We start from the raw sequence: 14,080 nt of genomic DNA, 5'->3' as shown, positions 1-14,080 counted from the left end.
CGCCTCGCGGCAAGTGGTCGCTCGTGGCGACGAAGGTTGGGCCCGGGGGCTTGGATCGGGCCGGTGTCACGTCCAGGCTAACAAACGGATCCCGGAACGCCATTCCCGTGCGGGGACTTCACAGGAATCAGTCCCTCAGCAGATCGGGCACCCCGTCCCCGTCGGGTTCGTCGCGGTCGGCGGAGACGACCGTCAGCTGCTGGGTCGCCCTGGTCAGCGCCACGTACAGCACCCGCAGGCCGGCCGGGGACTCGTCGGCGATCTCGGCCGGGGAGACGACCACCGTCGCGTCGTACTCCAGGCCCTTGGCCTCCAGGCTGCCGAGGGCCACCACGCGGTCGCCGAGTCCGGCGAGCCAGCGGCGGGCCTCCTCGCGACGGTTCATCGCCACGACGACGCCGACGGTGCCGTCGACCCGTTCCAGGAGGCGTTCGGCCTCGGCGCGGACGGTCGTGCCCAGGGTGTCCGTCACCGCGCTGAAGCGCGGGACCACTCCGGTCGAGCGCACCGCCGCCGGGGACTCGGCGCCGGGCATCGCCAGGGCCAGCACCTTCGCGGCCAGTTCGGCGATCTCCGCCGGGTTGCGGTAGTTCACGGTGAGCCGGAAGCGGCGGCGCGGGCGGCTGCCGAGGGCCTCGTCGCGGGCCTGGGCGGCCTCGTCGGGGTCGGACCAGGAGGACTGGGCCGGGTCGCCGACGACCGTCCAGGTGGCGTGCCGGCCACGGCGGCCGACCATGCGCCACTGCATCGGCGTGAGGTCCTGGGCCTCGTCGACGATGACGTGCGCGTACTCGGTGCGCTCCTGGGCGAGGCGCTCGGCCCGCTCGCGCTGCGACTCCTCGCGCACCGGCATCAGCTCCTCCAGGCCGGTGAGCTGGTCCAGCGGGTCGAGTTCGCGTCTCCTGCGGGGGCGGGCCGGGGCGCCGAGGATCGCCTGGAGCTCGTCGAGCATTGCGATGTCGTGCACCGAGTGGCCCTCGCGCTTCAGCGAGCGGGCGACCTTGCGGACCTCTCCGGGGTTGAGGATGCGGCGGGCCCAACGGCCGAGGCGGCGTTCGTCGGCCATGGCGGCGAGGACGGACTTCGGGGTCAGCTCGGGCCACCAGGCGTCGAGGAACGCGATGAAGGAGTCCTCGCCGGTGACGTCCTCGTCGAAGGAGGAGCGCAGCTCGGCGGCCAGTTCGGGATCGCTGTGCCGGCCGGACGCGCCGGAGCGCTCCCACAGGGCGTCCAGCAGGAGCTTGCGGGCGCGCGGGCGCAGCAGGTTGACCGGCGCGGTGCCGCCGAGGGCGCTCTGCCGGATCCGGTCGAGGTCGCCGGCCTCCAGCTCCAGACGCCGCCCGAAGGCGACCACGCGCAGCCGGTCGGGCGTGCCGGCGGGGCCCTGCGGACGGGCACCGTCGGTGTCGGTGTCGCCGGTGGACTCCCCGAACGCGAGCTGCCCGGCCGGCGGTCCGCAGGCCGGGCGCCCCCCTTCGAGCGCCCCGCGCGCGGCCTTGCGCAGCACCTTGAGCATTCGGTACGACCCCTTGGCGCGGGCCACCGCCGGGGAGTCGTACAGGGTGGCCTCCAGGCCGTCGACGAGGGAGCCGATGGCGCGGATCGCGACCTGGCCCTCCTCGCCGAGGGAGGGCAGGACGCCCTCGGTGTACGCGACGAGCAGCGGGGTCGGGGAGACGATCAGGATGCCGCCCGCGTAGCGGCGCCGGTCCTGGTAGAGGAGGTAGGCGGCCCGGTGCAGGGCGACGGCCGTCTTCCCGGTGCCGGGGCCGCCCTCGACGTAGGTGACGGAGGCGGCGGGGGCACGGATGACCATGTCCTGCTCGGCCTGGATGGAGGCGACGATGTCGCGCATGGTGTGGCTGCGGGCCTGGCCGAGGGCGGCCATGAGGGCGCCGTCGCCGATGACGGGCAGTTCCCGGCCGTCGAGGCGGGCCGTGAGCTGCGGGCGCATCAGGTCGTCCTCGACGCCGAGGACGCGGCGGCCCTTGGACCGGATGACCCGGCGGCGTACGACCCGGCCGGGGTCGACCGGCGTGGACCGGTAGAACGGGGCGGCGGCCGGGGCTCGCCAGTCGATGACCAGCGGGGCGTAGTCCTCGTCGAGGACCCCGATGCGCCCGATGTGCAGGGTCTCGGCGATGTCGGCGGTGTTGTCGTCGCGGATCGCGCCGTCGGCGGGTTCGAGGGCGGTGTAGGCGCCGTCGGGGCCCTTCTTCCCGTCCTTGCCGGGGAGCAGGTCGATCCGGCCGAAGAGGAAGTCCTCGAACTCGTTGTTGAGGCGGTTGAGGTGGACCCCCGCCCGGAACACCTGGGCGTCCCGCTCGGCCAGGGCGCCGGGCGTGCCGACCTGGCCGCGGCGGGCCGCGTCGTGCATCAGGAACTCGGCCTCGTGGATCTTCTCCTCGAGGCGCCGGTACACCCGGTCCAGGTGTTCCTGTTCGACGCTGATCTCACGGTCACGAACTGAGTCCTGAACCGAGTCGACCGCGGTTTCCTGCTGAGCCTGAACGGCCACCGGGCCCCCTTCTGACGTGCTGGGCAGCCGTCAACCGTACGCGAAGGGGGCCACTGCGGGCTACGGCGCGTCGACCTCGACGAGCTTCTTCCCGTCGAAGGTCATGACCTCGAAGTGGTCGATCTCGTTCGGGGTGAGCGCGGCACCGCCCTGGACGTAGAGCGGGTTCTTGGCCTGCTCGGTCTTGGCGTCGGGCAGGCCGTAGCCCCATTCCGGGACGGACCAGGACGCGACGGTCTCCCGTTCGCCGTTCTTGCCGACGGCGATGAGCGAGCACTTGTCGGGTCCCGCCACGTTCTTCAGTTCGACGACGGCCTCGGTGCCCCACGCCTTCTCGCCCATGGCGACGGTCGCGGTGACCTTGGTGCCCGGGTCGGTGCCCGTGACCTTGTCGGAGAGCGTCCCGAAGACCGACTTCGCGGGGCTCGCGCCCGCCTCGATGCCGGTGCCGCCGCTGTCGTCGCCGCCGCCGGCCGCCACCGCCACGAGCGGGCCGCCGATGATCAGCGCGACGCCGGCCGCGATCATGTACATGCTGCGCCGACGCTTCCGGGCGCGACGGTCGGAGACCTCGACGACGAGCTTCTCGGCCAGTCGCGGGTCCGGCTTCGCGGACAGGGACTCGCCGATCGCGGGGGTCCCGGCGCCCGGCAGGTCCGCGAGCGCGGCCAGCATCGGTTCCATCCCGGCGAGTTCGTCGAGCTGCTGACCGCACCACTCGCACCCGGCGAGATGCGCCTCGAAAGCGGTTGCCTCGGCGTCGTCGAGAATCCCGAGGGCGTAGGCGCCCACGGTCTCGTGTTCGCTCGGGCTCGGAGATCCCTGCATAGATCCCTGCATGGGGCCAGACATACCCGAACCACCCGCTCCGAATCCCCCGTAAACACTCATCACGCCGTCACCCCCCGCTCCTCGAGAGCCAGCTTCATCGACCGCAGGGCGTAGAAGACCCGTGAGCGCACGGTGCCGCTGGGTATGCCCAGCGTCTCGGCCGCCTCATTGACGGTACGCCCCTTGAAATACGTCTCGACGAGCACCTCCCGGTGGGCCGGGGTCAGGTCGTCGAGAGCGTCCGACAGCGTCATCAGCCACAGCGCCTTGTCGATCTCGTCCTCCGCGGGGATGACCTCCAGCGGCGACGGGTCGACCTCCTGCGGCCGGGCCTGCCGGCTGCGGTGGCCGTCGATGACGATGCGACGTGCGACCGTCACCAGCCAGGGGCGTACCGATCCGGTCGCCCGGTTGAGCTGACCGGCGTTCTTCCAGGCACGGATGAGTGTCTCCTGCACGACGTCCTCGGCGCGCTGCCGGTCACCGGCAACCAGTCGCAGGACGTACGCGAGAAGGGGTCCGGCATGCTCCCGATACAGAGCACGCATCAGCTCCTCATCAGGTTCCGAGGGCTGGGACATGCGATGTCGGGCCCTCGATCCACGTTCATTGGCCACGGCCGCATCCTTGCGCACGCCCACCTCCGGTGTCCGGGGGTTCCCCCGAGTCGGTCGCTCCCCCACCGGTACGGACGCGGTCCGGCGGGTGTTCAAACCGGAGTGACAGATTTCTACGAGGTGACATGACAAGAGGAACATGGAGGCACATTCCCGCCCCTCTTTCTTTACATTTCCCCCACACGAACGACGCGGCGGCGGACTGCCCGGCGACGCGTGAAGGTAAACGGCGTGTAATCGAAATCACTTCGACGACACTTCGCCGGTAAGGTCACGAACACCCCATACCGGACGGCTCACTTGCCGCTCGACGACGGTCAGGCGCGCGCGAGCGCCGCGCGCCGGCGGTGCCGGGCGACCCGCTCGCGGTTCCCGCAGACCTCACTGGAACACCAGCGCCTGCGCCGCCCGCGGGACGTGTCGACGTACACGATCGGGCAGTTGTCCCCCGCGCACTGCCGCAGGGCCGCCCGCGCGGCGGGATCGGTCAGCAGCGACACCGCGTCGCGGGCGACCACCGCGAGCAGCGCCGCGCACTCCGGCTCCCCCTCCAACTCCCGCACCAGCCCACCGTCCTGCGCGCGTACGGCACGGGGGACCGGGGGCGCGGCGCGGGCGACGGCGTTGACGTGCGCGAGGGCGGCGCCGTACGCCGACCGCGTCTCGCCGGTGAGCCACCCGGACACCAAGTGGCCGACGCCTGAGCGCAGTTCCCGGAAGGCGGGCGGCCAGGAGGGACCGGCGTGGGTCAGCGGCGTGCCGGGCGGCACGAGACCGGACGCGCCGATCCAGGCGCACAACGGCGGCAGGGAGTCGAGCCGTTCGAGGGGATGGGTGGTGGCGAGCAGGTCCAGGCAGATCCGCCCGGCGTCGAAGCGGAGGTCGTAGGGGGACGTGCCCGTACCCAGTGCCATGTGCCTGTCACCACCGAGGAGAGGCTGCCGGAGGAAGCGTCACCTTTCACAGTGCGGGGTGGGAACGGGTCCCCGGAAGACCCCGGACCGGACAGGGACGTCTTTCGGCCCGACGGCTCCTTGCCGATACCGACCCGGACACCTCAGCTCGCCCGACGGCCCCCTGCCGACACCGCTCAGACCTGTCAGCCCGTCCGACGGCCCCCTGCCGACACCGCTCAGACCTGTCAGCCCGTCCGACGGCCCCCTGCCGACACCGCTCAGGTCTGTCAGCCCGTCCGGCGATTGAGGACGAGGCCGTTCAGGCCGAAGCGGGGGCCCGGGGGCGGCAGCCCCCGCGACGGGGGCCCGGGGGCGCAGCCCCCGCGAGGGCCACCCGAACCCCGGTTCACCTCTCACCCGTCCGCATGCTTCTCACCCGTCCGCATACTTCGCATCGGCAGCGGGGTCCAGCGCCAGCCGGTACCCCCGCTTGACCACCGTCTGGATCAGCTTCGGCGTCCCGAGGGCGGTCCGGAGCCGGGCCATCGCCGTCTCCACGGCGTGCTCGTCCTTCCCCGTCCCGGGCAGCGCCCGCAGCAGGTCGGCGCGCGGGACGACCCAGCCCGGACGCCGGGCCAGTGCCCGCAGCAGGGACATCCCGGCGGGCGGTACGGGCCGCAGGCGGCCGTCGACCAGCACGGCGTGCCCCCGGATCTCCATCCGGTGGCCGGCGACGGGCAGCGTGCGGGCCCGGCCCGGCAGTTCGGTGCACAGCAGCTGCACGAGGGGGCCGAGCCGGAACCGCTCGGGTGAGACGGTGTCCACCCCGTGCGCCTGCAGGGGCAGCGCGGTGACCGGGCCGACGCAGGCCGGCAGGACGTCGTGGTGCAGGGCGGCCAGCAGTTCGGGGAGCAGCCCGCGTTCCTCGGCGCGGGACAGCAGGGAGGCGGCGGCGGGCGCGCTGGTGAAGGTCACCGCGTCCAGGCCGCGCGAGACGGTGGCGTCCAGCAACCGGTCGAGGGGCGAGATGTCCTCCGGCGGCATCCACCGGTACACGGGCACGCCCACGACCTCCGCTCCCCCGGCCCGCAGCGCCTCCACGAAGCCGGGCAGCGGTTCGCCGTGCAGCTGGACGGCGACGCGGCGGCCTTCGACGCCCTCCTCCAGCAGCCGGTCGAGGACCTCGGCCATCGACTCGCTGGACGGCGACCACTCCTCGGTGAGCCCGGCGGCGCGGATCGCGCCCTTGACCTTGGGTCCGCGGGCGAGGAGTTCGACGCCGCCGAGGCGGGCGACCAGCTGTTCGCCGAGTCCCCAGCCGTCGGCGGCCTCCACCCAGCCCCGGAAGCCGATGGCGGTGGTGGCGACCACGACGTCGGGTGCCTGGTCGAGGAGGTCCTTGGTGGCGGCGAGGAGTTCGCCGTCGTCGGAGAGCGGCACGATCCGCAGGGCGGGCGCGTGCAGCACCGCCGCCCCGCGCCGCCGGAGCAGCGCCCCGAGCTCGTCGGCGCGGCGCGCGGCGGTCACCCCCACCGTGAAGCCGGCGAGGGGCCCGTGCTGCTCGGCGTCCTGGCCGCCCGGGTCGTGGTCCGGTCGCTGCTGTTGGTGCTCGTACATCACTCTCGTCCCGCGGTGGAGTCGTATGGACCTACATGCCGAGCGAGCCTGCCAATGGTGCGTGACAGGCTCGGTTCGGCTTCGTGTCGCCGGTGTTACGTCACACCTCGGCGTAGCTGAGCTGCGGCTTCGCCTCAGATGCGGTCCCGGTGGCGGTGATCCGGCCTGCCGGACGGCGAAGGTATACGGCCCAGGTGACCACGAAGCACACGCCGTAGAAGGCGAGGAAGGCGACGAAGGCGCCGGTTCCGGTGCCGTAGGAGAGGAAGGACTGCCGGAAGGCGAGGTTGATGGCGACGCCGCCCAGCGCGCCGACGGCTCCGATGAGCCCCATGGAGGCGCCGGAGAGCCGGCGTCCGTGGGCGGCCGCCTCCTCGCCCACGAGCCCCTTCGCGACGGCCTTCGCCTGGAAGATGCCGGGGATCATCTTGTACGTCGACCCGTTGCCGAGGCCGGTGAGGACGAACAGGACGACGAAGACGCAGACGAACAGCGGCAGCGACTTCTGCATGCTGGCGAAGACCAGGACGGCGGTGGCGGCGGCCATGCCGACGTAGTTGTAGAGGGTGATGCGGGCCCCGCCGTAGCGGTCGGCGAGCCAGCCGCCGACGGGTCGGATCAGTGAGCCGAGGAGCGGGCCGATGAAGGTGAGGTAGGCGGCCTGGAGGGGCGTGCGGCCGAACTGGTTGGTGAGCACCTGCCCGAAGGCGAAGGAGTACCCGATGAACGACCCGAACGTCCCGATGTAGAGGAAGGACATGATCCAGGTGTGGCGGTCCTTCGCGGCGTCGATCGCGGCGCCGGTGTCGTTCTTCACGGACGCCAGGTTGTCCATGTACAGGGCGGCGAGGGTCGCGGCGACGAGGATCAGCGGGATGTAGATCCCGAGCAGCACGCGGGGTCCGCCGCTCGCGCCGATGACGGCGAGGGCGACCAGCTGGATCACCGGCACGCCGATGTTGCCGCCGCCCGCGTTGAGGCCGAGCGCCCAGCCCTTCTTGCGGAGCGGGAAGAAGGCGTTGATGTTGGTCATCGAGGAGGCGAAGTTGCCGCCGCCGACGCCGGCCAGCAGGCCCACGAGGAGGAAGGTGTTGAACGAGGTGCCCGGCTCCATCACCGCGAACGCCGCGGTGGCGGGGACGAGCAGCATGGCGGCGGAGATGATCGTCCAGTTCCGCCCGCCGAACACCGCGACGGCGAAGGTGTACGGCACGCGGACGACGGCGCCGACGAGGGTCACCATCGAGGTGAGCAGGAACTTGTCGGCGGGGGTGAGGCCGTACTCCGGGCCCATGAAGAGCACCAGCACCGACCACAGGGTCCAGATCGAGAACCCGATGTGCTCGGAGAGGACGGAGAAGACGAGGTTGCGCCGGGCGATCCTCTCGCCCTTGGCGTTCCAGAAGGCCTCGTTCTCCGGGTCCCACTCCTCGATCCAGCGGCTCCCCTTCTTGGCGGAGGCCGAGGCGGCGCTCGGGTCGGTCGGGGGTGCGGGGGCTGTACCAGGGGCTGTCATGACGCCTCCACGTGCTCCGGGGCTCGGGTGGTTCGCGGGGATGAGCGGTGATGAGTCCCGAAGGTAGGGAGGGCGCGTTTCCGGTCTGTGGCTGTGGGTGACCGGAAGGGAACGTTGCTCTCACCTTGCGCGAAGGCGTCATGAGAGGTGCGGCACGACGGGTCAGGCCCGGTGGGCCCCCGGGCGTCCGTCCGGCCAGGTCCTCGGGCGCCTCCCTGCCGCCAGGTCCTCCATCCAGCCGAAACAGACGACGCAGCTCACGGTGGGCAGCCAGACGGCCGGCAGCTGGGACCACTTCAGTTCCGTGCGGTGGAGCCCAAAGAAGTGCTTACAGACACCGCCCGGGAACTCCTGGGCGTCTCCCTTCGCGGCCGGTACTTCTCCGGTCGGCGACGCCGCTCCCGGCCACTCCGGTCGGGCGTCTTCCCGCCAATTCTTCACGTGTGCGTCTCCCCCCACGGGACACCACGGGCCAGTTCCTGGATGCGCCTGAGACGGCGAGCACATGCCGATGAAACCGGGCCCCCACCCGGTCGGCGCACCCCTGTGACCCCAGCGTGCTCAGGGCGACGAATCCAGCGCGGGCGCGGGGTCGATGTGTGCGATGTCTCTTTTATGGGCACACGCCATGTTCATGTCCATGGCTGGAATCCATCCACCGGCGGGACGCTCCAACCACCCCTGCGCGAACCCGAGTTCGACCGCCGCCCGGCGCAGTGCCTCGAGCGCCGGATGGACCAGCCCCTTTCGCCACACCAGCGACACGGGGGACAGCGGGACCGGGTCGACGAGGGGCCGCAGCACCGCTCCGGGCATGGCCGGAAAACCCACTACCACGAGGATCGGCGACGGCTCCTTGGCCATGATCCGGCGGAACTCCTCCTCCCCCACGGCGAGCGGGAGGGGCGGCGCGATCTCGATGCCGCGCCCCTCGAACAGGAGTCGGGCGAGGTCGGTCCACTCCGGGGTCCGCGGGTTCCCCGCGCCCGCGTACACCCGCTCCCCCGCCAGCGCGGACAGCGGCACCCGGGCCGCCGACGCCAACGGGTGCCCCTCGGGCAGCAGGACCGCCATCGGCTCGTAGCGCACGAGCTGGTGGTCCAACTGGGCGCGCAGCACCGGGCTCAGGCCCGCGTACCGGCCGAACGACGCGTCCAGCCGGCCCGCGGCGATCTCCACGGCCGCACCGGTCAGGCCGCTCTCGAAGCGGGCCATCAGCTCGTGCTCGGGGGCCAGTTCACGGGCCCGGTGCAGCACCCGGCGGCCGGTGGCCAGCCCCGGGGAGTTCAGGTCGACCAGCAGCGGCCGGGCCGGGCCGAACGCGGCTCGCAGGTCCTCCAGCGCGCGCAGGACCGCGCGCGCGTGGGGCACCAGCCGCTCGCCCTCGGCGGTGAGCGTCACCTGCCGGGTGGTCCGCAGGAGGAGTTCGGCGCCCAGCTCGCGCTCCAGCCGCCGCACGTCCCGGCTGAGGGCCTGCTGGGCGACGTGGAGGCGGGCCGCGGCGCGCGTGAAGTGGAGTTCCTCGGCGACGGCCAGGAAGGCGCGCAGCAGGCGGGGGTCGACATGAGCGGGCATCCGGCGAATTTACAACGGAGGTGCGTGAATCCGCTCCGAACAGGTGTTGGACCCCGTGGCCGGCCGCGGGTGACGGTGGGCGCATGCCGCAGCCCAATCCCTACCGCCGTCTCTTCGCCGTTCCCGGCGCCCGCGCCTTCACCGCCGGGAACCTCATGGCCCGCCTGCCCATGGGCATGTTCAGTGTGAGCGCGGTCGTGATGATCGCCGGCACCCGTGGCTCGTACGCCCTCGCCGGGGCCGTCACCGCGACCGGACTGGCCGCGACCGCGCTGGTCGCGCCCTGGACGGCGCGGCTCGTCGACCGGCACGGGCAGGCCCGGATCGCCGTACCGGCCACGCTGTTCGCGGCGCTCGGCAGTCTCGCGCTGGTGCTGTGCGTGCGCGGGGGCGCCCCCGACTGGACGCTGTTCGCCGCGTACGCCGCCACCGCGACCACGCCCAACACCGGCGGCATGTCCCGCGCCCGCTGGAGCCATCTGCTCCGGGACGACCCGGCAGGCCTGCACACGGCGAACTCCTTCGAACAGGCCGCCGACGAACTGTGCTTCATGCTGGGCCCGGTGCTCGCGGCCTTCCTGTGCGGCACGTTCTTCCCGGAGGCGGGCACGCTGGCCGGCGTGGCGCTGCTGGTGACCGGGGTGCTGCTGTTCACCTCCCAGCGGGCGACCGAGCCGCCACCCGTGGCACGCACGGCCTCCGCGTCACCGCTGCGCACCCCCGGGATACCGCCGCTGCTCGCGTGCTTCGTCGCCACCGGTGCGGTGTTCGGCTCGATGGAGGTCGTCACGATCGCCTACGCGGACGCGGCGGGCCACCGCTCGGCGGCCGGGGTGGTGCTGGCGCTCCAGGCGGCGGGGTCGTGCGCGGCGGGCCTGGTGTACGGGGCGCGCAGGCCGAACGGCCCGGCGGACCGCCGGCTGGCGTGGTGCCTGCTGGCGATGGCGGCGCTGATGTCCCTGCCGCTGCTCGCCGCCCGTGCCGCCGGAACGCTTCCCGTGCTGGCGGCGGCCCTGCTGGTGGCGGGCATGGCGACCGCGCCGACGATGGTGACCGCGATGGCCCTGGTCCAGGACCGTACCCCGGGGGACCGCCTCAACGAGGGCATGAGCCTGGTCGTCACCGCCCTGCTCGCCGGCCTGGCCTGCGGCTCGGTGTCCGGCGGCTGGGCGGTGGAGAACGGCTCGGCCGCGGCCGCCTTCGCGGTGCCGGTCGCGGCGGCCGGCACCGCGCTGCTGATCCACACCCTGACCCAGGGTGTCCGCTCGCGTCGTCGAAACGCTTGCACCAACTCCGACCGCACCCATTGACGCTCCGGTGGCTCCCGCATACCTTCCACGTCGAAGCGCTTCGACACCACGCGTCGCGTCGATCCCAGGAGCGCTGCGTGGCATCTCCCCGAACCGTCCGAGTCCCCTGGAGGCACTCGATGTTGACGACACGAAGGCGTGTGGCGGCCGCGGCGGTGATCCTTTCCGGATCGCTCCTCCTGACCTCCTGCGGCGACTCGGACAGCGGTGCGTCCGACGGCAGGACGCTCCGGCTCTGGCACTACGAGGGACCCGACAGCGCGATGGGCCAGGCCTGGAAGGAGGCCGTCGAGGAGTTCGAGGCCACGCACCCGGGCGTGACGGTGAAGGTCGAGGAGAAGGGCTTCGAGCAGATCCAGAAGACGGCGTCCATGGTCCTCAACTCCTCGGACGCTCCGGACCTCATGGAGTACAACAAGGGCAACGCGACCGCGGGCCTGCTGTCGAGACAGGGACTGCTGACCGATCTGACGACCGAGACGGCGAAGCGCGGCTGGGACAGGAAGCTCAGCGCCGGCGTGAGCACGACCAGCAGGTACGACACCGACGGCGTCATGGGCTCCGGCAAGTGGTACGGCGTGCCGAACTACGCCGAGTACACGATGGTCTACTACAACAAGGACCTCTTCGCGAAGTACGAGATCGCCGAGCCGAAGACGTTCGACCAGCTCACGGCGGCCATGGACGCCTTCGCCGAGAAGGGCGTCACCCCGCTGGCCAACGGCGGCGCCGAGTACGTCGCCCAGCAGTACCTCTACCAGCTCGCCCTCTCCAAGGCCGACCGCTCCTGGGTCGACTCCTACGAGCTGTACAAGGGGAAGACCGACTTCCACGACGCGGCCTGGACGTACGCGGCGGAGACCTTCGCGGACTGGGTGGAGAAGGGCTACATCGGCAAGAAGTCGACCAGCGCCAAGGCCGAGGACGCGGGCGTCTCCTTCATCCGGGGCAAGGCGCCGATCCTGTTCTCCGGCAGCTGGTGGTACGGCCGCTTCCAGGCGGAGGCCACCTTCGACTGGGACACCACCCTGTGGCCCGGCTCCGACCTGACCCTCGGCTCCGGCGGCAACCTCTGGGTGGTCCCGAAGAACGCCGGGAACAAGGAGCTCGCCTACGACTTCATCGACATCACCATGTCGAAGAAGATCCAGAACCTGCTCGGCAACAAGGGCGGCGTCCCGGTCGCGGCCGACGCGAGCGCCATCACGGACCCGAAGGCCAAGAAGCTCATCTCCGACTTCAACACGCTGAGCGGGCGGGACGGCCTGGCCTTCTACCCTGACTGGCCGGTGAACGGCTTCTACGACGTCCTGGTCTCCGAGACGCAGAAACTGATGACGGGCGCACAGGAGCCGGACGACTATCTCAGCGCCCTGCAGCGGGCCTACGACAAGGGCGCGCCGAAGCGATGACGGCCACCGTCGAGCGGGGCACGCGGGCCGTCGGCAAGCACCTGCCGGCCGGCCCGCGCCGCCCCCGTACCCGCGAGTCCTACGCGCTCTTCCTGCTCCCCGGGATCCTGGCCTTCCTGGCGGTCATCGGGGTGCCGTTCCTGATGAACACGGGCGTGAGCTTCACCGGCTGGCAGGGCGTCGGCGCTCCCACGTGGTCGGGGCTCGCCAACTACCGGGAGCTGACGGACGACTCGGAGTTCTGGGCGTCCTTCCGGCACAGCCTGTTCATGGTCGTCGCCATGGCGGCCGTACCGACGCTGATCGGTCTCGTGCTGGCCGCCGCGCTGTTCGACTTCGTCGGCAAGCACTTCGGGCCGCGATGGGCCGCGGTGCTGCGTGCCTGCTTCTACCTCCCGCAGGTGCTCCCGATCGCGGTGGCCGGCATCGTCTGGAGCTGGATCCTCGCCCCCGACAACGGCTCCCTCAACGAACTGCTGAGGGCGGTGGGGCTGGGCTCCTGGCAGCAGGACTGGCTCGGCGACCCGGACATCGCGCTGTACAGCGTGATGGGCGTGATGGTGTGGGTGCAGATCGGCTTCCCGCTGGTCGTCTTCATGGCGGGCCTGCAGCGCGTCGACCCGCAGCTGTACGAGGCGGCCGAGCTGGACGGCGCCGGCTGGTGGCGGCGCTTTTGGCACATCACGCTGCCGCAGATCCGCCCGGAGACCTACGTCGTGCTGACCTGGTGCACGATCGCCGCGCTCAAGGTGTTCGGCGCGGTGTACGTGCTGACCAAGGGCGGGCCGGGCGGCGCGACGAACGTGCCGTCGTACTTCTCCTTCGCCACCTTCTTCGAGAAGACGCAGGTCGGCTACGGCGCCGCGATCTCCACCGTCCTGACGGTGATCATCCTGGCCGTCTCCCTGATCGGCCTGAGACTCCAGACCCGCGCCGAGGACGCCGAGGAGGGGATCCGCGGATGACCGCCGCCCTGCGCCGCTACCCGGTCCTGGCAGCCCTGTGCCTGGCCGCCCTGTTCATGGTGGTGCCGTTCGCGATCGTGGCCGTGAACGCGGTCAAGTCACCGGCCGAGTACTCCGCGCACGGCCCGCTCAGCCTGCCCGACGGCCTCTACCTGGACGGCCTGAAGGACTTCTGGCAGCGGGTCGACTACGGACAGAAGCTGTTCAACTCGGTGCTGATCAGCGGCTCGGTGGCGGTGCTCGCCGCGGCCCTGTCGGTGCTCAACGCGTACGCGATCGGCATCGGCCGGATCAGGGGCCGCACCTGGGTGCTCGCCTTCTTCGTGCTGGCCAACATGCTGCCGCAGGAGGCGCTGGTCTACCCGGTCTACTACTTGAGCAAGCAGGTGGGCCTCTACGACACCCGGCTGAGCGTGATCATCGTGTTCACGGTGGTCCAGGCGGCCTTCGGCACCTATCTCCTGTCCTCGGTGCTCGGGCAGTTCCCCCGCGAGATCATCGAGGCCGCGCGCATCGACGGCGCGGACAAGTGGCAGGTGCTGTGGCGGATCGTGGTCCCGGTCAGCCGCCCCACCCTCGGGGTCCTCCTGGTGTTCTTCTTCGTCTGGACCTGGAACGAGTTCCTGCTCCCACTGGTCATGCTGATCTCCAACGACAACCAGACCGTGTCGGTGGCGCTCGGCGTCCTGCAGGGCCAGCGCCTCATGGACGCCACGATGACCAACGCGGCCGCCCTGCTGGGCGTGCTGCCCGCGATCGTCTTCTTCCTCGTCTTCCAGCGGACGCTGACCCGCGGCATCGCCGTGGGCGCGGTCAAGTAAAG

11 protein-coding genes are annotated in these 14,080 nt (G+C 71.5%); 4 read left to right on the top strand and 7 right to left on the bottom strand.

From position 1 onward, the window contains the following. Positions 1 to 127: 127 nt before the first annotated feature. The 7 genes from ACGFQC_RS00190 to ACGFQC_RS00160 form a co-directional block, all read right to left on the bottom strand. Positions 128 to 2,518: a UvrD-helicase domain-containing protein gene (locus ACGFQC_RS00190; RefSeq protein WP_363088561.1), complete on the bottom strand. Its 2,391-nt coding sequence runs from the start codon at positions 2,516 to 2,518 to the stop codon at positions 128 to 130. Between the two features lie 60 nt (positions 2,519 to 2,578). Continuing rightward, a complete protein-coding gene (locus ACGFQC_RS00185; RefSeq protein ID WP_363088562.1) occupies positions 2,579 to 3,358 on the bottom strand; it encodes a zf-HC2 domain-containing protein in 780 nt (259 codons plus the stop codon). Between the two features lie 50 nt (positions 3,359 to 3,408). Then, positions 3,409 to 3,930 (bottom strand): sigma-70 family RNA polymerase sigma factor, encoded by a 522-nt coding sequence (locus tag ACGFQC_RS00180; RefSeq protein WP_010039908.1) that lies wholly within the window; start codon positions 3,928 to 3,930, stop codon positions 3,409 to 3,411. Between the two features lie 353 nt (positions 3,931 to 4,283). Beyond that, positions 4,284 to 4,880 (bottom strand): CGNR zinc finger domain-containing protein, encoded by a 597-nt coding sequence (locus tag ACGFQC_RS00175; protein WP_363088563.1) that lies wholly within the window; start codon positions 4,878 to 4,880, stop codon positions 4,284 to 4,286. A 414-nt stretch (positions 4,881 to 5,294) separates the two neighbouring features. Next, entirely contained in the window at positions 5,295 to 6,479 is a 1,185-nt protein-coding gene (locus tag ACGFQC_RS00170) for a uroporphyrinogen-III synthase (RefSeq protein ID WP_363088564.1), read from the bottom strand. 100 nt (positions 6,480 to 6,579) lie between these two features. Next, entirely contained in the window at positions 6,580 to 7,995 is a 1,416-nt protein-coding gene (locus tag ACGFQC_RS00165; RefSeq protein WP_363088565.1) for a nitrate/nitrite transporter, read from the bottom strand. A gap of 561 nt (positions 7,996 to 8,556) precedes the next feature. Next, positions 8,557 to 9,570: a LysR family transcriptional regulator gene (locus ACGFQC_RS00160; protein ID WP_363088566.1), complete on the bottom strand. Its 1,014-nt coding sequence runs from the start codon at positions 9,568 to 9,570 to the stop codon at positions 8,557 to 8,559. An 83-nt stretch (positions 9,571 to 9,653) separates the two neighbouring features. On the opposite strand from ACGFQC_RS00160, the gene ACGFQC_RS00155 reads away from it, so the two are divergent. From ACGFQC_RS00155 to ACGFQC_RS00140, 4 genes are all read left to right on the top strand, one after another. Next, a complete protein-coding gene (locus tag ACGFQC_RS00155) occupies positions 9,654 to 10,880 on the top strand; it encodes an MFS transporter (RefSeq protein WP_363088567.1) in 1,227 nt (408 codons plus the stop codon). A 119-nt stretch (positions 10,881 to 10,999) separates the two neighbouring features. Continuing rightward, the gene (locus tag ACGFQC_RS00150) at positions 11,000 to 12,292 is read left to right on the top strand and encodes an extracellular solute-binding protein (RefSeq protein ID WP_363088568.1); all 1,293 of its coding nucleotides are present in this window, start codon (positions 11,000 to 11,002) and stop codon (positions 12,290 to 12,292) included. Then, the gene (locus ACGFQC_RS00145; RefSeq protein ID WP_363088569.1) at positions 12,289 to 13,257 is read left to right on the top strand and encodes a sugar ABC transporter permease; all 969 of its coding nucleotides are present in this window, start codon (positions 12,289 to 12,291) and stop codon (positions 13,255 to 13,257) included. The genes ACGFQC_RS00150 and ACGFQC_RS00145 overlap by 4 nt, the downstream gene beginning before the upstream one ends. Further along, entirely contained in the window at positions 13,254 to 14,078 is an 825-nt protein-coding gene (locus ACGFQC_RS00140) for a carbohydrate ABC transporter permease (RefSeq protein ID WP_363088570.1), read from the top strand. The genes ACGFQC_RS00145 and ACGFQC_RS00140 overlap by 4 nt, the downstream gene beginning before the upstream one ends. Positions 14,079 to 14,080 lie beyond the last annotated feature (2 nt).

It is taken from the genome of Streptomyces sp. NPDC048734 (assembly GCF_043198675.1).
Taxonomy (GTDB): Bacteria; Actinomycetota; Actinomycetes; order Streptomycetales; family Streptomycetaceae; genus Streptomyces.
This window is presented reverse-complemented; position numbering and strand designations above follow the sequence as displayed.